The 19,153-nt window shown below is 70.8% G+C and carries 18 protein-coding genes; 12 read left to right on the forward strand and 6 right to left on the reverse strand.

Annotated elements, in window-relative coordinates:
* The first annotated feature begins 110 nt into the window (after positions 1-110).
* Complete coding sequence (locus ACFYY7_RS20240; RefSeq protein ID WP_388663135.1) at positions 111-1,259, forward strand: hypothetical protein; 1,149 nt, start codon at positions 111-113, stop codon at positions 1,257-1,259.
* A 156-nt stretch (positions 1,260-1,415) separates the two neighbouring features.
* On the opposite strand, the gene ACFYY7_RS20245 is transcribed toward ACFYY7_RS20240, so the two are convergent.
* Positions 1,416-1,988, reverse strand: a complete 573-nt coding sequence (locus ACFYY7_RS20245; RefSeq protein WP_388663137.1) for a TIGR03086 family metal-binding protein — start codon at positions 1,986-1,988, stop codon at positions 1,416-1,418.
* 91 nt (positions 1,989-2,079) lie between these two features.
* Here ACFYY7_RS20245 and ACFYY7_RS20250 point away from each other — a divergent pair, with 91 nt between their 5' ends.
* The 4 genes from ACFYY7_RS20250 (at position 2,080) to ACFYY7_RS20265 (ending at position 5,340) form a co-directional block, all read left to right on the forward strand.
* The gene (locus ACFYY7_RS20250) at positions 2,080-2,880 is read left to right on the forward strand and encodes a DUF6597 domain-containing transcriptional factor (RefSeq protein WP_388663139.1); all 801 of its coding nucleotides are present in this window, start codon (positions 2,080-2,082) and stop codon (positions 2,878-2,880) included.
* A 36-nt stretch (positions 2,881-2,916) separates the two neighbouring features.
* On the forward strand, positions 2,917-3,444 hold the full coding sequence (locus tag ACFYY7_RS20255) for a GNAT family N-acetyltransferase (protein WP_388663141.1): 528 nt from the start codon (positions 2,917-2,919) through the stop codon (positions 3,442-3,444).
* A 211-nt stretch (positions 3,445-3,655) separates the two neighbouring features.
* Positions 3,656-4,510 carry an NAD(P)H-binding protein gene (locus tag ACFYY7_RS20260; protein WP_388663143.1) on the forward strand — a complete coding sequence of 285 codons (855 nt, stop codon included), beginning with the start codon at positions 3,656-3,658 and terminating at the stop codon, positions 4,508-4,510.
* An 86-nt stretch (positions 4,511-4,596) separates the two neighbouring features.
* Positions 4,597-5,340 (forward strand): Mut7-C RNAse domain-containing protein, encoded by a 744-nt coding sequence (locus tag ACFYY7_RS20265; protein WP_388663145.1) that lies wholly within the window; start codon positions 4,597-4,599, stop codon positions 5,338-5,340.
* Positions 5,341-5,355: 15 nt separating this feature from the next.
* Here the strand turns inward: ACFYY7_RS20265 and ACFYY7_RS20270 are convergent, their stop codons facing one another.
* Both ACFYY7_RS20270 and ACFYY7_RS20275 read right to left on the reverse strand, forming a co-directional pair.
* A complete protein-coding gene (locus ACFYY7_RS20270) occupies positions 5,356-5,844 on the reverse strand; it encodes a MarR family winged helix-turn-helix transcriptional regulator (RefSeq protein WP_376427738.1) in 489 nt (162 codons plus the stop codon).
* Between the two features lie 147 nt (positions 5,845-5,991).
* Positions 5,992-6,564, reverse strand: coding sequence for a TetR family transcriptional regulator (locus ACFYY7_RS20275; RefSeq protein ID WP_388663148.1), 573 nt, complete (start codon positions 6,562-6,564; stop codon positions 5,992-5,994).
* Between the two features lie 153 nt (positions 6,565-6,717).
* On the opposite strand from ACFYY7_RS20275, the gene ACFYY7_RS20280 reads away from it, so the two are divergent.
* Entirely contained in the window at positions 6,718-8,175 is a 1,458-nt protein-coding gene (locus ACFYY7_RS20280) for an FAD-dependent monooxygenase (RefSeq protein ID WP_388663150.1), read from the forward strand.
* Positions 8,176-8,272: 97 nt separating this feature from the next.
* On the opposite strand, the gene ACFYY7_RS20285 is transcribed toward ACFYY7_RS20280, so the two are convergent.
* Positions 8,273-8,818, reverse strand: a complete 546-nt coding sequence (locus ACFYY7_RS20285; protein ID WP_388663152.1) for a hypothetical protein — start codon at positions 8,816-8,818, stop codon at positions 8,273-8,275.
* Positions 8,819-8,908: 90 nt separating this feature from the next.
* Here ACFYY7_RS20285 and ACFYY7_RS20290 point away from each other — a divergent pair, with 90 nt between their 5' ends.
* Together ACFYY7_RS20290 and ACFYY7_RS20295 are read left to right on the forward strand one after the other, a co-directional pair.
* Positions 8,909-9,244: a YnfA family protein gene (locus tag ACFYY7_RS20290; protein WP_376317101.1), complete on the forward strand. Its 336-nt coding sequence runs from the start codon at positions 8,909-8,911 to the stop codon at positions 9,242-9,244.
* Between the two features lie 125 nt (positions 9,245-9,369).
* The gene (locus tag ACFYY7_RS20295) at positions 9,370-10,128 is read left to right on the forward strand and encodes an SDR family NAD(P)-dependent oxidoreductase (RefSeq protein ID WP_259930095.1); all 759 of its coding nucleotides are present in this window, start codon (positions 9,370-9,372) and stop codon (positions 10,126-10,128) included.
* A gap of 140 nt (positions 10,129-10,268) precedes the next feature.
* Here ACFYY7_RS20295 and ACFYY7_RS20300 read toward each other — a convergent pair whose 3' ends face one another.
* The gene (locus tag ACFYY7_RS20300) at positions 10,269-11,462 is read right to left on the reverse strand and encodes an RtcB family protein (protein ID WP_266732015.1); all 1,194 of its coding nucleotides are present in this window, start codon (positions 11,460-11,462) and stop codon (positions 10,269-10,271) included.
* 170 nt (positions 11,463-11,632) lie between these two features.
* Here ACFYY7_RS20300 and ACFYY7_RS20305 point away from each other — a divergent pair, with 170 nt between their 5' ends.
* The 3 genes from ACFYY7_RS20305 (at position 11,633) to ACFYY7_RS20315 (ending at position 15,250) form a co-directional block, all read left to right on the forward strand.
* Entirely contained in the window at positions 11,633-12,526 is an 894-nt protein-coding gene (locus tag ACFYY7_RS20305; RefSeq protein WP_388663154.1) for a DUF3558 domain-containing protein, read from the forward strand.
* A 196-nt stretch (positions 12,527-12,722) separates the two neighbouring features.
* Complete coding sequence (locus ACFYY7_RS20310) at positions 12,723-13,583, forward strand: DUF3558 family protein (protein ID WP_388663156.1); 861 nt, start codon at positions 12,723-12,725, stop codon at positions 13,581-13,583.
* Positions 13,584-13,822: 239 nt separating this feature from the next.
* Entirely contained in the window at positions 13,823-15,250 is a 1,428-nt protein-coding gene (locus ACFYY7_RS20315) for a DUF2637 domain-containing protein (RefSeq protein ID WP_388663158.1), read from the forward strand.
* 109 nt (positions 15,251-15,359) lie between these two features.
* Here the strand turns inward: ACFYY7_RS20315 and lysS are convergent, their stop codons facing one another.
* On the reverse strand, positions 15,360-17,126 hold the full coding sequence (gene lysS / locus ACFYY7_RS20320; protein ID WP_388663160.1) for a lysine--tRNA ligase: 1,767 nt from the start codon (positions 17,124-17,126) through the stop codon (positions 15,360-15,362).
* A 197-nt stretch (positions 17,127-17,323) separates the two neighbouring features.
* Here lysS and argS point away from each other — a divergent pair, with 197 nt between their 5' ends.
* Positions 17,324-19,096 (forward strand): arginine--tRNA ligase, encoded by a 1,773-nt coding sequence (gene argS, locus ACFYY7_RS20325; protein WP_388663247.1) that lies wholly within the window; start codon positions 17,324-17,326, stop codon positions 19,094-19,096.
* The last annotated feature ends 57 nt before the right edge of the window (positions 19,097-19,153 follow it).

Below are 19,153 nucleotides of genomic sequence, written 5' to 3' on the forward strand. Positions count from 1 at the left end.
CCGGCCTTACGGTTCTCCCCGTACCGATGCGCCGACGTACGAGTCGACGCACACGCACACGCGCGCACGCGCTCACTCGCTCACTCGCTCGCGAAGGGGAGGGCCCGCCCATGGCCGGCACAGCCGCCGCACGCCTCGTCACCACGCTCGCCGCACCGCTGGACCGCGCGCAGAACACGGCGGAAGCCCCGCAGCTCCTGCGCTGGCCGGACGCAGAACCCGCGCCCGGTGACGGGCAGCGGGCAGTCGGCCGACGCCTGCTCGTCCAGCGTGGCGACGCCGAACTGATCGCCGTCGACCCCGGCACCCCGGACGCGGCGCCGGTCCGCTTCCCCGCGCCCTGGCCCCGCAACTTCGGCACCTTCACGGTGGCGCCACGCGGCGACCTCGCGGTCTTCGCCGGGGTACACGCGGTGCGCGCGGTGGATCCCACGGGGGCGGTGCGCTGGGAGGTGCGGCACGGCTGCTGGGACGGCAGCTGCCGCACGCTGCACAACGCCTACGAGGAGTACGCGGCCGATCACAGGCATATATACGCGGACAGCGGCTCGGCCGTGTTCTCGGCGGACGGGGCGCTCGTCTGGGCCCATATCCGCGGTCCGGTCGCCGCGTCCGGCCCCGATCCGGAGGCACTGGACGAGTGGCTGGTCATCGACGCCGCCGACGGACGGGTGCTCGGCCGGGCGGAGACCGAGACGGTGGCGGCCGGTTCCGATCACGTCCCGCATCCCGACCCCGCCCGGATGGGGCTGAGCGTCGGCGAGGGCCAGGACGGGGTGCCGCTGCGGTGGGGCCGGTGGGACGGCGAGAAGCTCTCCGTCGGGCAGTTCTGCGACGACGAACGGATCCTGACGGGGGTGAGCCCCTCGGGGGACCGCTTCGTGACGGTGACCCATTACGGGGAGGCGCTCGGCGTGCACCGGATCGACGACGGTTCCGTACTCGCCGAACTCGACACCGAGCACACCGTCCCCCGCCACCCCGAGGCCGATCCCGACGACCGGGACGCCGACGAGACGTGCTGGGACTACGAGTGCGGCTTCCTCGACGAGGAGACCGTCATCGCCGGTACGGCGGAGCGGGACGAGGAGTACGGCGAGCCGCGCCACTGGCTGGTGAGCACGGCCGGGGCGGAAATGCGGGTGACCGCGCAGGTCACGTACCCGTTCCCGGTATCCGGCGCGCCCACGGCGCTCGGCGACGGCACCTGGTACACGGTGTCGGGGCCGGGCGACGCAGTACATGTGTGGAGCCAGTAGACCGGCCGAACAGCCGATGGCTGGACGAGCGCGCGATGCCGGTGGACGCCGAGGGCGTCGTGGACGGCGCGTTCACCAGACTGGACGGCCTCTACGACACCCCGGATGCCCCGGAGGGCGGGTCCCAGGCCCCCCACCCTCCTCCGGCCGCCGAGGTCAGGCGACGGGCGGCCGCCAGCCGGGATCCCGGCCGGTCAGAGCGAGCACCTCGTCGAACGGGCTGGCCCCGTCCGGCACGGGGTGCGGCTCGCCGAACACCTTCGCCTCCCTGGCCATCGGGGCCATCGAGGCCAGCGCGGTACCGATCTCGCCCAGTACGGACTCGTCCGGGGTGAACTCCTGGCCGGTGGCCCGCGCCAGGTCCCAGGCGTGGACGGTCAGATCGCCCAGCACCATGTTCCCGACGGTCCTGGCCGGAAGCCCCATGGCCCCGGTGGTCCCCTCGTCCGCGCCGGGCACGGCCCAGGCCGCCACCAGCTTGGCCGCCTCCTCGCCGAAGCGGGTCCGCCAGTCCCCGGTGACGACGTCCGGCGTCGTACCGAAGTCGGCCTCCTGCCTGGCCGCCAGGGCCTGGAAGTTGACGATCACTTGGAAGAGATGGTTGATCAGGGCCCGTACGTCGTACTCCGCGCACGGCGTGGGCGCGCCGAGGCTGTTGTCGTCGACCCCGTCCAGCACGGCAACGGCCGGTCCGACGGCCGTATCCAGCAACTCACTGATCTTCGTCATCGTTCGACGATGCACGACCGGACGGACGGGGGCTTGAAGAAACGCGACATCGCCCGCACCCCGGCGGCCCGCAGATCATAGGATCGCCGCCATGGCCGGTCCTCGACGCGACACCCGGGGCATCGTCGACGCCCCCGAACTCTTCGCCCAGGTACGTTTCCGCCGCCGTGAACCCGCCGCCGGGCTACGGACGTACATCGAGCACTACTGGCTCATCGACTGGGACCTGTCCCAGCCGTACGCCTCCCATGTGGTGCCGCACCCGTCCGTGAACCTGGTCTTCCAGCGGTTCGAGGGCGAGGCCGATTTCGCGGAGGTCTCGGGCATCGGGCTTGAGCTCTTCACACAGAAACTGGAGGGCCGCGGCCGGGTCTGCGGGGTGCAGTTCCGGCCCGGCGGCTTCCGGCCCTTCGCTCCGGACCGGCCGGTCGCGGAGTGGACGGGGCAGCGGCTCCTCGCCGACGAGGCGTTCACCCCGCCCGCCCCGCCGTCCGACATCCTCGGCCCGGCGGACGAGGACGCGCGGGTGGCGGCGCTCGACCGGTACCTGCTGGCGCTCGGCCCGGAACCCGACCCGCAGGCCGAACGCGCGATGGCCCTGGCCGACCTGGTGCGCACGGACCGCACGGTGCGCCGCGTCGACGAACTCGCCCACGCGGCGGGGCTGTCGCCGCGCTCGCTCCAGCGGCTCTTCGCCGCGTACGTCGGCGTCGGCCCCAAGTGGGTCATCCTCCGCTACCGCATCCACGAGGCGCTGGAGCGGGCCGAGTCGGACCCGCGGGTGGACTGGGCGGCACTCGCGGCGGAGCTCGGTTACAGCGACCAGGCCCATCTGATCAGGGACTTCACCGCCACGGTAGGCGTGCCCCCGACGGCGTTCGCACCGCACTGACCTCGTTTGTCAGTGCCGCGTCCTACAGTTTCTGGCATGGAACGCACCGCTTCGTCGTCCGTACGGATCGAGGCCTGGTCGGATGCCGACCTGGAGCTGCTCCGCCGCGCCAACGCACCCGAGTTGATGGACCACTTGGGCGGCCCCGAGACGGAGGAGCAGCTCATAGCGCGTCACGAGCGCTACGTGGAGCTGAGCGCGGACCGCACGGGCCGGGGCAGGATGTTCCGCATCGCCCTGACGGACGGGGCCGGTGCCGTGGGCACGATCGGCTTCTGGGAGCGCACCTGGCAGGGCCAGGAGGTGTACGAGACGGGGTGGGCCGTCCTCCCCGAATTCCAGGGGCTGGGGATCGCCACGGCCGCGACGACGGCCGTTGCCGAGCAGGCCCGCGCCGAGCGCAAGCACCGTTTCCTGCACGCCTATCCGTCCGTGGGGAACGGCGCGTCGAACGCGGTGTGCCGCAAGGCGGGCTTCACTCTGATCGGCGAGTGCGACTTCGAGTACCCGCCCGGCCATGCGCTGCTGACGAACGACTGGCGGCTCGACCTCGAAAACGTTTGACGGGCCGGTCCCACCCCTGGATATTTATCTGCGTCACGCAGCTTATTCGCGACACAGCCTTATATCCGCCATTCCTGCAGATCTGCCATGCCGCAGATTTGCCGTGCCTGCGGATCTGCCTTGCCTGCGGATCTGCCCTGCCCGCCGATCTGCGCTGCCTGCGGATCCACGGATCTGCCATATCTGCACCTGCAGAGGGGACCCCTCCACCATGCTCACTCTCGTCACCGGATGCCGGGGCCGTATCGGCTCCACGCTCGTCTCGCTGCTGCACCGCGACGGCCACTCCGTCCGCGCCGCCTCGCGCACCCCCGAGGGCCTCGCCGCCACAGCCACCGCACTGCCCGCCGGTGTACCCGTCGTGGCCTGCGACCTCGGCGATCCGGCCACCTTCGGGGCCGCTCTCGACGGCGTCGATTCCGTCTTCCTCTACGCCGAACCGTCCGGCATCGACGCCTTTCTGTCGGCGGCCGGGACGGCCGGGGTCGGCCACATCGTGCTGCTCTCCTCCAGCTCGGTCCTGGACCCGGACGCCCAGGACAACCCGATCGCCGCCTCCCACCACGCGGTGGAGCAGGCCCTGCTCGCCTCACCCCTCACCACGACGCTGCTGCGCCCGGGGGCCTTCGCCGGCAACGCGTACCAGTGGGCACAGTCGGTACGGGCCCACGGCACGGTCGACCTCCCCTACCCCAACAGCCACACCAGCCCCATCGACGCGACGGACATCGCCGAGGCCGCCCTCGCCGTGCTCACCGACCCTCGCCTCCAGGGCGAGGCGTACCACCTGACCGGCCCCGAATCGCTCACCGCCGCCGAGCAGGTCGGCCTGCTGGCGGCGGCGTCCGGGCGCCCCATCGCCATCAACACCGTGACCGGAGCGGCCTGGAAGAAGTCCGTCGCCGGCTTCGTGCCCGAGGCGTTCGCCGACGCGCTGCTCGCGTACACGGCCGCTTCGGACGGCATCCCGGACGAGGTGACCGGCGACGTCGAGAAGCTGACCGGCCACCCGGCCCGCACCTTCGCCGCCTGGGCCGAGGAGAACGCCGCCGCCTTCCGCCCCTGAGCTCTCGCCCGCCGGGTACGCGTCCGGCTCACCCCGACAACCGAAACCCCCTGGCTGACGCACCCGGCCGATGACATCCTGGCGGAGTGAACGGACCGGAGATCCACCTCGAAGTCGCCCCCGAGCTGCGGCTCTTCGTCGCGCATGAACGCCGCCGGGGGCGCACGGCCGTGACCACGGACGGCGCCTCCACTCTCGGCCATGTCGTGGAATCGCTCGGCATCCCGCTCACCGAGGCCGGACAGATCCTGGTCGACGGCCGGTCCGTACCGGTCTCGCACATCCCGGCGGCCGGTGAACTGGTCGAGGTACGTGCCGTGGAACGCCCCCAGCAGGTCCCGGGCGCACCCTTGCGGTTCCTGCTCGACGTGCACCTCGGCACGCTCGCCCGGCGGCTGCGGCTGCTGGGGGTCGATGCGGCGTACGAGAGCGAGGACATCGGCGATCCCACGCTGGCCGCCCGGTCGGCACAGGAGCGGCGCGTACTGCTGTCACGGGACCGCGGACTGCTGCACCGGCGGGAGATCTGGGCCGGGGCCTACGTCTACAGCGACCGCCCGGAGGAGCAACTCCGCGATGTGCTGGAGCGGTTCGCCCCGCGCCTCGCGCCCTGGACCAGGTGCACCGCATGCAACGGGCCGCTGAAGGAGGCCGACAAGGACACGGTCAGTAACCAGTTGGAACACGGCACCCGGCGCTCGTACGACGTCTTCGCGCAGTGCACGGAGTGCGACCGCGTCTACTGGCGGGGCGCCCACCACTCGCATCTGGAAGCGATCGTCACGAAGGCCCTCCAGGAGTTCGCGCCCACGTCGGCGGACGGCGCGTAGACCCGGGGCCGGCCGTCACGTGCCGCCGTGGGCCTGCCGCAATGCCTCGACCTGCAGTGCGCTCAGCTCGACTGTCCGCCGCATGTGGGCGATGAGCAGGGCCACTTCTTCGTCGTCGTACGCCTCGAACATCGCCGCCCAGGCCCCGTTCAGCCGCTCCCACACCGCACCGATCTCCGCCATCCGCTCCGGCACGGTCGCGACGAGCACCCGTCGGCGGTCGGCGGTGTCCCGCTCGCGCCTCACGTACCCGCCCCGCTCCAGCCGGTCGACCAGCCGGGTCGCCGACCCAGTGGTCAGCCCGGTCAGCTCCGCGATACGGCCCGTGGTGACCGGCCCCGCCTCCAGGCCGAGCAGGTTGAGGCACTGGAGATCGGTCGGGTGGAGCCGCAGATGGTCGGCGACGGCCTGGTTGAAGAGCGCGTAGGCGGCCATGTAGCGGCGTGACTCGACGGTCAGCTCGGCCATCAGCGCACTGCGGCCGGGCTGGGACTTCTGCGACATGCAGAGAGTGTACGAAGCAGACAACGCCGACCGCCCGGCCGAACCGCCCCCGGCCGAACCGGCCTCGACCTGACCTACCCCGGCCTGACTTGACCCGGCCCGGCCTGCCTCGGCCCGACCTGCCTCGGCCCGGCCTGCCCGCTCGGGCTACGGCTTCTCGGCGGTCAGGTAGCGCTGGACGGTGGGCGCGAGCCAGGCGATCACTTCCTCGCGCGACATCTCGACGGCGGGCCCGAACCGAAGCACGTAGCGCGCGAGCGCCATCCCCAGTATCTGCGAGGCGACGAGCACCGCACGGTGGGCCGCTTCGGCCGGGACGGGGCAGACCCCTGTCGTGACCGCGCCGATCTGCTCGGCGAAGATCGCCCTCATCCGCTCCGCGCCCGCTTCGTTGGTGACGCTGACCCTGAGCATGCCCGTGAGCACGTCGTCGCCCTCCCAGCGGTCCAGGAAATGCCCGACGAGTACCGCACCCACGTGCTTGCCCGGCATCGCCCCCAGGTCGGGTATCCGCAGGTCGATCGCGGAGGCGGCGACGAAAAGCCCCTCCTTGTTGCCGTAGTAGCGCATGACCATCGACGGGTCGATGTTCGCGTCACGGGCGATGGCACGGATGGTGGCGCGCTCGTACCCGTCGGCGGCGAACCGCTCGCGCGCGGCATCGAGGATCGCGGCCTTGGTGGCATCCGAACGGCGGGGCGCGGCGACGGGCTCTGTCATGCCAACAACTGTAGGCCAACAACCGTTGACACGCCAGTCGCATCGGAGCTACCGTTGCCAACAAGCGTTGACCAACGTTCGTTGACCAACATGCGTTGACCGACACACGTCGGCGCAAAGGTGACAGCTGATGGACGGGCCCAGGAGGCAGCCATGACCACCACCCCGAGCACCGCACCCGAGACCGTCGACGCACTCATCGTGGGCGCGGGCCCCACCGGCCTGCTGCTGGCAGGGGATCTCGCCGCCCAGGGCGTCTCCGTCACGCTCGTGGAGCGCCGCCCGAGCCGGATCAGCAACATGACGCGCGCCTTCGCCGTGCACGCCCGCACGCTCGAACTGCTCGACAGCCGCGGCCTGGCCGACGAGCTGATCAGGACGGGCACGCCCCTCACCTCCCTGCGCTTCTTCGGGAAGCTCTCGCTCGACCTCTCCCGGCTGCACACGCGCTTCCCGTTCGTGCTGATCACCCCGCAGTACGAGGTGGAGCGCCTGCTGGAGCGCCGGGCCCGCACCGCCGGCGTCCGCTTCCGGCACGACACGGAGCTGACCACGCTCCACCAGAGCCCCGCATCGCAATCCGTCACCGCCGAACTGCGCGAGCCGGACGGCAGCCGGACGACCCTCACCGCCCGCTACCTCGTCGGTACCGACGGGATGCGCAGCCCCGTGCGCCATGCGCTCGGGCTCCCCTTCCCCGGCAAATCCGTGATCCGGTCGATCGTTCTCGCCGACGTCCGGCTCGCCGAGAAGCCCTCCGACATCCTGACGGTCAGCGGCGGCGGAGACGCCTTCGCCTTCATCGCCCCCTTCGGCGACGGCTGGTACCGAGTGATGGGGTGGCACCGCGCGCGCCAGGCCGCCGACAGCGACCCCGTCGACCTCGACGAGCTGCGCGAGATCTGCCGCGTCGCCCTCGGCTCCGACTTCGGCATGTACGACGCCCGCTGGATCTCCCGCTTCCACAGCGACGAACGCCAGGTGCCGTCCTACCGGACCGGCCGGGTCTTCCTCGCCGGGGACGCCGCCCACGTCCACTCCCCGGCGGGCGGCCAGGGCATGAACACCGGCCTCCAGGACGCCGCGAACCTTTCCTGGAAGCTCGCCGCCGTACTGCGGGGGCACACGACCGACCCGGAGGCGCTCCTCGACAGCTACCACGCCGAACGGCACCCGGTCGGCGCGACCGTGCTCCGCACCAGCGGCGCGCTCGTCCGCCTCGCCATGGCCCGCACCCCGCTCCAGCGGACGGTCAGGACCATGGTGGCCAGGACACTGGCCACCATCCGGCCCGCCTCCGACAAGGCCATCGGCATGGTCTCCGGCATCGCCATCGCCTACCGGGCCCCGCGCGGCGCGCACCCCCTGACCGCGAAGCGCGCCCCCGACCTGAGCCTGCGCGAGGGCCGCCTGCACCAGCTGTTGCGCGACGGCACGTTCGTCCTGGTCACCCCCACCGGCGCCGCCACGCCGGCATCACCGGCCCCGCTGGTGCACGCCCACTGGCAGGGCGACCGCACCACCACCCTGCTCGTCCGCCCCGACGGCTACATCGCCTGGGCGAGCGACCGCCCCGATCCGACGGCCCTGCAGGCCGCACTCACCCGATGAGCCCGGCACCCACCCCGCCGGCCCCGATGAGCGCCTCACCGACCCCGCCCGCCCCGATGAGCGTGGGTCCCGCCTCACCGGCCCCGCCGGCCCGGGCTCAGAACACGTACTCGTCTCCGGTGGCCAGGGCCAGCACCTCGTGGTCGTTGTTCCCGGGGTTCCGGTCGGCCGCTCCGCCGTTCCACAGCGTGTCGACCCGTACGACGACCTCGTCCGGCCGTGCCACAAGCCGCAGTTCGAGAGCGAGCCGCCGCTCCTGCGCCCCGTCGGCGCGCAGGCCGCCGGTCCGGCACAGCACGGTCCGCCGGTCGGCCTGCAGACAGCCCTGCGGAAGTTCCTGCCCTCCGGCGAGCGCCACCGATGTCCGCACCCGCACGGTCACACCCGCCAGGTTCGACGGGCCGTGGTTCTCGGTCCGCACCCGGACCTTGAGCCCCGCGCCCCACAGCAGGACATGCCCGTGGTGTGCCACATCGGCCTCAGGCGCAATGACCGCGAAGGGGCCGGGAAGACCGGAGAGCTCGGGAAGACCGGAGGGCGCAGCGACCGCGGCCCCCGCCCCCACCCCCGCCACCAGCACCACGCTCCCGGCCAACATCGCCGTCGCGGAGACGGCCCGTGCAGCTCTATGCGTCACTAGCATGTCCCGAAGATACAGATCACCCCGAATCATCCTTATTTACCGACCGGTTCGGCGCGCCTTGCCCCTCTCCCCACATGGCAGCCTTGCCCCATGTCGATCGCCCGATCCGTTGCTCTGTTCGTCGTCGCCGCGCTTTTCGAGATCGGGGGCGCCTGGCTGGTCTGGCAGGGCGTGCGTGAGCACCGGGGCTGGATCTGGATCGGGGCGGGCGTCATCGCGCTGGGCGCCTACGGCTTCGTCGCCACGCTCCAGCCGGACGGCGAGTTCGGCCGCATCCTCGCGGCGTACGGCGGGGTCTTCGTCGCCGGTTCGATCGCCTGGGGCATGGTCGCCGACGGCTACCGCCCCGACCGCTGGGACGTGATCGGGGCCCTGATCTGCCTGGCCGGCATGGCGGTCATCATGTACGCCCCCCGCAACTCCTGACCCCGCACCACTCCACCCCGCCGCGCCCCGCACCACCTCGCCCCGGCACACCCCGCGCCGCCCGGCTCCACCCCGTACCCGCCTATCCTGACCCCCGTACCGATCAGCTGTCCGAGGAGTCCGCCATGGCCGCCACCCCGATCGCCGTCATCACCGGAGCGAGCAGCGGCATCGGCGCCGCGACCGCCCGACAGCTCGCCGCCGCCGGCTACCGCGTCGTGGTGACCGCCCGTCGCAAGGACCGCATCGAGGCGCTCGCCGCCGAGATCAACGAGGCGGGCCACCAAGCCACGGCCTACGAGCTGGACGTCACCGACCGCGATGCGGTGAACGAGTTCGCCACGGCGTTCCGCACCCTCGCCGTCCTCGTCAACAACGCGGGGGGCGCGCTCGGGGCCGACCCCGTCGCCAGCGGCGACCCCGCGGACTGGCGCCAGATGTACGAGACCAACGTCATCGGCACGCTCAACGTCACCCAGGCACTGCTCCCCGCCCTCACCGCGAGCGGCGACGGCACGGTGGTGATCCTGTCCTCCACCGCGGGCCTCTCCACGTACGAGGGCGGCGGCGGTTACGTGGCCGCCAAGCACGGCGAGCACGTCCTGGCCGAGACGCTGCGCCTGGAGATCGTCGGCACCCCGGTCCGCGTCATCGAGGTCGCCCCCGGCATGGTCAAGACCGAGGAGTTCGCCACCACCCGCTTCCGCGGCGACACCGAGAAGGCCGCCAAGGTGTACGCGGGCGTCGACGCCCCCCTCACCGCGGACGACGTGGCCGACACCATCTCCTGGGCCGTCACCCGGCCCAGCCACGTCAACATCGACCTCCTGGTCGTCCGCCCCCGCGCCCAAGCCTCCAACTCCAAGGTCCACCGCACCGCCTGACCGGACCGGACTCGCCCAGACCGGACCCGACCGGACCCGACCCGACCCGACTGAACCGGAAAAGGGCAGACAGGAAGGGGCCGGGGACACACCACCCGCGTCCCCGGCCCCTTCGTCCGCCCGTGCCTGAAGGCCTGGATTCAGCCCTTCACGCACACGATCTGCTTGAGCTTGGCGACGACCTCCACCAGGTCCCGCTGCTGCTCGATGACCTTCTCGATCGGCTTGTACGCGGCCGGGATCTCGTCCACGACACCGGAGTCCTTACGGCACTCCACGCCCCGCGTCTGATCCTCCAGGTCGCGCGTCGAGAAGCGCCGCTTCGCGGCGTTCCGGCTCATCTTCCGGCCGGCCCCGTGCGAGGCCGAGTTGAACGACTTCTCGTTCCCGAGCCCCTTCACGATGTACGAACCGGTGCCCATCGAACCCGGGATGATCCCGAAGTCCCCGGAACCCGCACGGATCGCGCCCTTCCGCGTGACCAGCAGGTCCATCCCCTCGTACCGCTCCTCCGCCACGTAGTTGTGGTGGCAGGAGATGACCGGCTCGAAGGTCACCTTGGCCTTCTTGAACTCCTTGCGGACCACGTTCTGGAAGAGCGCCATCATGATGGCCCGGTTGTGCTTCGCGTACTCCTGCGCCCAGAACAGGTCGTTCCGGTACGCCGCCATCTCCGGGGTGTCGGCGATGAACACCGCCAGATCCCGGTCGATCAGGTCCTGGTTGTGCGGCAGCTTCTGCGCCTGCCCGATGTGGAAGTCGGCCAGTTCCTTGCCGATGTTCCGCGATCCGGAGTGCAGCATCAGCCAGACCGAACCCGCCTCGTCGAGGCAGAACTCGATGAAGTGGTTTCCCGATCCGAGCGTCCCCATCTGCTTCGTGGCACGTTCCTGACGGAACTTGACCGCATCGGCCACTCCGTCGAACCGTCCCCAGAAGTCGTCCCAGCCCGGCGCCCGGAAGCCGTACAGCCGGTCGGGCTCCACGGCCTCGTCATGCATGCCCCGGCCCACCGGGATGGCCTGCTCGATCCTCGACCGCAGCCCGGACAGGTCGCCCGGCAGGTCATTGGCCGTCAACGAGGTCTTCACCGCGGACATTCCGCAGCCGATGTCCACGCCGACCGCCGCCGGACAGACCGCGCCGTGCATCGCGATCACCGAACCGACCGTCGCGCCCTTGCCGAAATGGACGTCCGGCATGACGGCGAGACCCTTGATCCAAGGCAGCGTGGCAACATTGCGCAGCTGCTGCATCGCGACGTCCTCGACCGAGGCCGGGTCGGCCCACATGCGGATGGGAACCTTCGCCCCCGGCACCTCTACATACGACATAGTTCCTCGATTCCCCCGAAAAGTCTGAAAGCGCAAATCCGGTGCCAAGGTCGGCAAATAAGTCGGTCGACCGGCATTCACAGCGGCGCGTGCGATACACATTGTGTCCACCGGTCGCCATCGAGCGGCAACCGTTTTTCGCACGAAGGGAGCTCAGGACCGTGCGACGAATGGCCTACGTAACCGGCACCGCGCTACTGGCAGCGTTCGTCGTCGGCTGCAGCGCCGACACCGGAACCGGTGGTTCCGCAGCCGACAGCAAGTCCGGCACGGAAACCGTCGCCGCCGCGGCCCCCGGCAAGTACCGCACTCTTCCCGAGCCGTGCCGCGCCGTCGAGTCACCGACGCTGAAGGACCTGCTCCCGGGCGCCGCCGAACTCGCCGAGGACCAGCAGAGAAAGGTGTACGAGGGCACCGCCGCCGTCACCTACGACACCGACCGCCGGGTCGGCTGCCGCTGGAAGTCCGAGGGTTCCTCCTCCTCGCACAGCCTGTTCATCGACTTCGAGCGCGTCGTGTCCTACGACCCCGCGGTGAGCGACGACGACCGCGCCCGCGAGGTGTACACGAAGAAGGAGACCGCCGCCGGCCTCTCCTCCCCCTCCGCGACCCCCGACGCCACGGAGAGCGCGGAGAACACGGAGGGCGGCGAGGGCAAGGGCGAGAAGAAGCAGACGCCCCCGGCCGACTCCGACGAAGCCTCCGGTGACACGTCCGGCGACGCTTCCGCATCCACCTCGCACGCCCTGACCGGCCCCACCCCCGAGGGCAAGAGCACCGACGACGAGAACACCGACGACGGCGCAGGCACCCCGGACGAGAGCCTTCAGCCACGCATCCTCGACGACCTCGGCGACAGTGCATTTCTGGACGATCTACTCACCCGGGCAGGTTCCACCGCACAACACCGCACGGTGAAGGTGGTATTCCGCACATCGAACGTCATCGTGACCGTCGAGTACACCGAACAGCCGGCCGTCTCCACCGCCGTCCCCGACAGCAAGGAACTGCAGGAGAAGGCCCAGGCACTGGCCCGGAAGCTGGTCGACGAGTTCAGCGAATGACCCCGCCCCGGGCGCCCCTGACCGGAGCCGCCCGCGGCCACCGGGCCCCCGGCCGAGGCGGCATCCGGTCGCAGTCCGTCGTACCGTGGCCCTCCGGAAAACCCTCCGGAACAGCTTCCGGAACCCCGGCCGACCACCCGCCCGGCCACCCGACCGCCTGGCAGCCCGCCCGCCGCGCCACCCGAGTGAAGGAACCATGCACCGTTCAGCCCCGCGACTCTCCCGCATACTCGCCTGCGCCGCCGTACCGGTGATGCTCGTCGTCGCCGGCTGCTCGTCGGACTCCGACGGCGGCAAGAAGGATTCGGACTCGTCCGCGTCGTCCGCGGCGCCGAGCGCGAGCAAGAAGGCGGAACCGACCGTCGAACCGGCGAAGTTCACCCAGCTGCCCGACCCGTGCAAGTCGATCACCAAGAAGACGGTCACTTCCCTCGTTCCCTCGGCGAAGTCGAAGAACGGCACGGCCACCAAGTCCAGCGACCTCACTTCCCGCGCGGGCTGCTCCTGGAACGGCCTCGACGACAACGGCGTGAAGGGCTCCCAGTACCGCTGGCTCGACGTCGGCTTCACCCGCTTCGACTCGGACCAGGCCCTGGGCAGCGGCGCCAAGCGCGCGCAGCAGGACTTCGCGAAGCAGGTCGACAAGGCGAAGACGGCCGACGGCGCCAAGAAGGTCGCCGAAGCGCCCGCCAACGGCATCGGGGACCAGGCCACCACGGTCACCTACGACCTCACCAAGACCAGCGAGGACTTCAAGTACGCGACGGTCGTGGCCCGTACGGAGAACGTCGTCATCACGCTCACCTACAACGGTGCGGGCTACGCGGGCGCGAAGACCCCCTCCGCCGACGACATCCGGAAGGGCGCCGAGAAGGCGGCCAAGGAAGCGGTGGCCGCGGTCGCCGCCGACAAGGACTCCGGCTCGACCGCGCCGAGCCAGAAGGCCACCGACAAGGCGGACGACCCCAAGTCCTCGGACAGCGGCTCCGACGACCGCAACAAGCCGACGGACAGGAAGACCTCCGCCCGCAAGTCGTCCGTCAAGAAGACGAGCTAGCAACCCCCGGACCGGCCCGGCGGACGAACCGGCCACACACCCGGACCGGCCCGGCTGACCAGTCGGCAGCGCCCCGGCCCGGAAGCGGCATCACGAAGCCCGGTACTTCCCCGAGTACCGGGCTTCGCCCCTCCCCGCGCAACGCCCCGCGCCCTCGTGTGCCAGGCTGTGCCCGCCAGAAGTCGGAGCACGACGCCAGAACATGACGTCGGATACGGGAGAACGGGGAGGGAACGCGGGTGGCCGCGATGCAGCTGACACGCACCCACCGGATACTCATCGGTCTCGTGGTCGCCGGAGCGGTGCTCATCGCCGCGATCGGGTTCGCGGGTTCGTACGCGGCGGTGCGCGAACTCGCCCTCCAGAAGGGCTTCGGGGACTTCTCGCTGGTCTTCCCGATCGGTATCGACGCGGGTATCTGTGTCCTGCTCGCCCTGGACCTGCTGCTGACCTGGCTGCGCATCCCGTTCCCGCTGCTGCGCCAGACCGCCTGGCTGCTGACCGCCGCGACGATCGCCTTCAACGGCGCCGCGGCCTGGCCCGACCCGCTCGGCGTCGGCATGCACGCCGTCATCCCGGTGCTGTTCGTGGTCTCCGTCGAGGCCGCCCGCCACGCGGTGGGCCGGATCGCCGACATCACGGCCGACAAGCACATGGAGGGCGTCCGCCTCACCCGCTGGCTGCTCTCCCCCGTACCGACGTTCAAGCTGTGGCGCCGCATGAAGCTCTGGGAGCTGCGCAGTTACGAGCAGGTCATCAAGCTCGAACAGGACCGGCTGATCTACCAGGCCCGCCTGCAGGCCCGCTTCGGCCGCAACTGGCGCCGCAAGGCCCCCGTCGAGTCCCTGATGCCGCTGCGCCTGGCGAAGTACGGCGTCCCGCTGGCCGAGACCGCCCCGGCCGGCCTCGCCGCCGCGGGCATCGAACCCGCCCTGCTCCCCCCGGCCCAGGCGCCCGCCCTGGCCCAGGCCGAACCGGCCGAACTCCAGCCCGAGTTGCCGTACGTCCCCGAGCAGCAGTACGCCCAGCAGGACCAGGAGCAGTACGAACAGCAGCAGCAACACGGGCCGCAGCACCAGCAGTACCAGCAGCACAGCCACCCCTCCGACCCCGGCGCCGCCGCCGAGGAGTGGCCCCAGGAAGGGCCCGGCTCGCACGAGAGCCCCTGGTTCGCGGCGGCCCAGGTCCCGGACGACACGTACGAGAGCGCCTACGACCCCGCGTACGAGGAGGGCCTGGAGCCGGGCCCGGTGATGGTCCCCTCGGGCCCCGGCGGCCGCACCCGCCCCCTGGGCAGCGTGGGCACGATCGGCGCCGTCCCCGGCCCCCGGCAGGAGCAGGAGCCCCTTCAGGAACAGCTCCAGCTCCAGGAGCACCCGCAGGCCGGGGAACAGGCCCAGCAGCAGGCCCCGGAACAGGCCCAGGAACCCGAGCCGGACCCCGTCGAGTGGGCGCAGGAGGACGCGGAGTTCGCCGCGATCGCGTACGAGGTGTTCGCCGCGTTCGTGAACCAGCACAACAACTACCCGAGCGTCGACGCCCTGGACATACACGTCACGGACGGCCACAACGTCAGGCACCCGCGCAGCGCGGCACTGATCCGCCGCATGATGCCGGAGTTCAAGAACCGCTACCACTCCGAACTCGAAGCGGACCACATCGCCTGAGCCACCCCGCAACCAGCAACCAGCAACGACGACGGAGGGCCGTCACCCGAATCACCGGGTGACGGCCCTCCGTACAAGAGGCGCAAAAGGCGTCTACGCGCCCGGCAGGCTACTCACCGAGCAGTCTGCGCACCCGCTCGGCGCCCACGGCCAGCAGCAGCGTGGGCAGCCGCGGCCCGGTGTCCCGGCCGACCAGCAGCCGGTACAGCAGCGCGAAGAACGACCGCTGCGCGACCTTCAGCTCGGGCGTCGGCTTGGCGTCCGGCTCCAGGCCCGCCAGGACCTTCGGCACGCCGTAGACGAGCGTGGTGAGCCCGTCCAGCGACCAGTGCGAGTCCAGCCCCTCCAGGAGCAGCCGCAGCGACTGGCGCCCCTGGTCGTCCAGCGAGCCGAGCAGCTCCTTGTCCGGCTCCTCGCGCACGATCGTGCGGGCCTCGGCCGGGACCTGGCTGGTGATCCAGTTCTCGGCCCGGTCGAGACGCGGCCGCGCCTCGTCCAGCGAGGTCAGCGGGTTCTCCGGGTCCAGCTCGCTCAGGATGCGCAGCGTCTGCTCGTCGTGCCCGGCCGTGATGTCCACGACCGACGCGAGCGTCCGGTACGGCAGCGGGCGCTGCGTGCTCGGCAGCTCACCGGCGGCCGTGCCGATGGCCCGCGCGTACGCGGCGGCGTCGGCCGGCAGCACCGAACCGTCGGCGACCTTGCGCGCCAGCGAGTCCCACTCGTCGTAGAGCCGCTGGATCTCCTGGTCGAAGGCGATCTTGAAGGACTGGTTGGGCTTGCGGCGCGCGTACAGCCAGCGCAGCAGCGGCGCCTCCATGATCTTCAGCGCGTCGGCCGGGGTCGGCACGCCGCCCTTGCTGGAGGACATCTTCGCCATGCCGGAGATGCCGACGAAGGCGTACATCGGGCCGATCGGCTGCACGCCGTCGAAGACCTCGCGGACGATCTGGCCGCCGACGACGAACGAGGAGCCCGGCGAGGAGTGGTCCACCCCGCTCGGCTCGAAGATCACGCCCTCGTACGCCCAGCGCATCGGCCAGTCGACCTTCCAGACCAGCTTTCCGCGGTTGAACTCGCTCAGCCGCACCGTCTCGGCGAAGCCGCAGGCCGTGCAGGTGTAGTTCAGCTCGGTGCTGTCGTCGTCGTACGACGTGACGGTCGTGAGGTCCTTCTCGCAGTTGCCGCAGTAGGGCTTGTACGGGAAGTAGCCGGCCGAACCGCCGCTGCCGTCGTCCTCGCTCGCCGCACCGGAGCCCGCCTCGGCCTCCAGCTCGGCCTCGTCGACCTTCTTCTGCTGCTGCGGCTTCTTGCCGCCCTTGGCGCCCGCGGCCGCCGGGTCCTTCTTCGTCCGGTACCGGTCGAGAACGGCGTCGATGTCGGCGCGGTGCCTCATCGCGTGCAGGATCTGCTCGCGGTAGGTGCCCGCCGTGTACTGCTCGGTCTGGCTGATGCCGTCGTACTCGACGCCCAGCTCGTCCAGCGCGTCCGTCATGGCGGCCTTGAAGTGCTCGGCCCAGTTCGGGTACGCGGACCCGGCCGGGGCGGGCACCGAGGTCAGCGGCTTGCCGATGTGCTCGGCCCAGGACTCGTCGATCCCCGGGACACCGTTCGGGACCTTGCGGTACCGGTCGTAGTCGTCCCACGAGATCAGGTGCCGGACGGTGTACCCGCGGCGGCGGATCTCGTCGGCGACCAGGTGCGGGGTCATGACCTCGCGGAGGTTGCCCAGGTGGATCGGGCCCGACGGGGAGAGACCGGACGCGACGACGACCGGTTTGCCAGGCGCACGACGCTCCGATTCGGCGATGACATCGTCCGCGAAGCGGGAGACCCAGTCGGCCTCGGTGCTGCTCTGACTCTGAGCCACGGTCTGCACGTCCTTCTCTCTTGTAGGGGCTCCGCCCATTCTCCCAGGTCCGCCGCCGCCACGAAAACGGCTTACGGCCCGCGCGCGGGAACGGCTTCGGGAACGGCAACGCGAACGCCTCATCGCCCGCGCGAAGAAAACGGCTTTACCGCCCGTGGAATACTGGGCGTGATCCCTTGTACTCCTACGGAAACGGCAGCCAGCTCATGGCCTCGGTCAATTCCCTCGCTTCCACGCTCCAGCAGCAGCTGGCGGACGCCCTGACGGCAGCTCTGCCGGATGCCGGCACCGCGGACCCGCTGCTGCGACGTAGCGACCGGGCCGACTTCCAGGCCAACGGCATCCTGGCCCTCGCCAAGAAGCTCAAGGGCAACCCGCGCGAGCTCGCCTCGCAGGTCACCGCCGCGATCCCGGCGGGCGGCCTGATCAAGGAGATCGAGGTCTCCGGCCCCGGCTTCCTCAACGTCACGCTCGCTGACAGGGCGATCATCGAGACCCTCGCCGCGCGCGCCGCGGACGACGAGGGCCGGCTCGGTGTGCCGTACAACAGCGCCGCGGGCACGACCGTCATCGACTACGCGCAGCCGAACGTGGCCAAGGAGATGCACGTCGGCCACCTGCGTTCCGCCGTGATCGGTGACGCGATGGTGCAGATCCTGGAGTTCACGGGCGAGTCCGTGATCCGCAGGCACCACATCGGCGACTGGGGCACCCAGTTCGGCATGCTCATCCAGTACCTGACCGAGCACCCGGGCGAGCTGACCCACGAGGGCGCCGGCGGTGAGGCGGAGGGCGAGGCCGCCATGTCCTCGCTGAACCGGCTCTACAAGGCTTCCCGCGCGCTCTTCGACTCCGACGAGGAGTTCAAGGCCCGCTCCCGGGACCGCGTCGTGGCGCTCCAGGCCGGCGACGCGGAGACGCTCGCCATGTGGCAGCGCTTCGTCGACGAGTCGAAGATCTACTTCTACTCGGTCTTCAACAAGCTCGACATGGAGATCCGGGACGCCGACATCGTCGGCGAGTCCGGGTACAACGACATGCTCGAGGAGACCTGCCGCATCCTTGAGGAGTCGGGCGTCGCCGTCCGCTCCGAGGGCGCGCTCTGCGTGTTCTTCGACGACGTGAAGGGCCCGGACGGCAACCCGGCGCCGCTGATCGTCAAGAAGTCGAACGGCGGCTACGGCTACGCGGCGACGGACCTCTCCGCGATCCGCGACCGGGTGCAGAACCTCAAGGCGGACACCCTGCTGTACGTCGTGGACGCCCGGCAGGCCCTGCACTTCAAGATGGTCTTCGAGACCGCCCGCCGGGCCGGCTGGCTGAACGAGGACGTCAAGGCCATGCACCTCCCCTTCGGCACGGTGCTCGGCAAGGACGGCAAGCCGTTCAAGACCCGCGAGGGCGAGACGGTCCGGCTGGCCGACCTCCTGGACGAGGCGATCGACCGGGCGTCCGCCGTCGTGCGCGAGAAGGCCAAGGACCTCACCGAGGACGAGATCACCGAGCGGGCCACGCAGGTCGGCATCGGTGCGGTGAAGTACGCGGACCTGTCGACGTCGGCCGCCCGCGACTACAAGTTCGACCTGGACCAGATGGTCTCGCTGACCGGCGACACCAGCGTGTACATCCAGTACGCGCACGCCCGGTCCCGCTCCATCAAGCGCAAGGCGGGCGAGCTGAAGTCCCAGCCCCACCCGGAGCTGGAGCTGGCCCCGGCCGAGCGCGCGATGGCCCTGCACCTGGACCAGTTCGCCGAGGTCGTGGCCGAGGTCGCCGCCGCGTACGAGCCGCACAAGCTGGCCTCGTACCTCTACCAGCTGTCGTCGCTCTTCACGACGTTCTACGACCAGTGCCCGGTGCTCAAGCCCGAGGTGCCGGGCGATGTGGCCGAGAACCGGCTCTTCCTCTCGGACCTCACCGCCCGCACCCTGCACCAGGGCATGGAGCTGCTCGGCATCCGGACCCCCGAGCGCCTCTGACCAGGACGTCGGTCAGTACGCACGCAGTCCGCACGCACGCAGTCCGCACGCACCGGC

It is taken from the genome of Streptomyces sp. NPDC001933, from assembly GCF_042890955.1.
Taxonomy (GTDB): domain Bacteria; phylum Actinomycetota; class Actinomycetes; order Streptomycetales; family Streptomycetaceae; genus Streptomyces.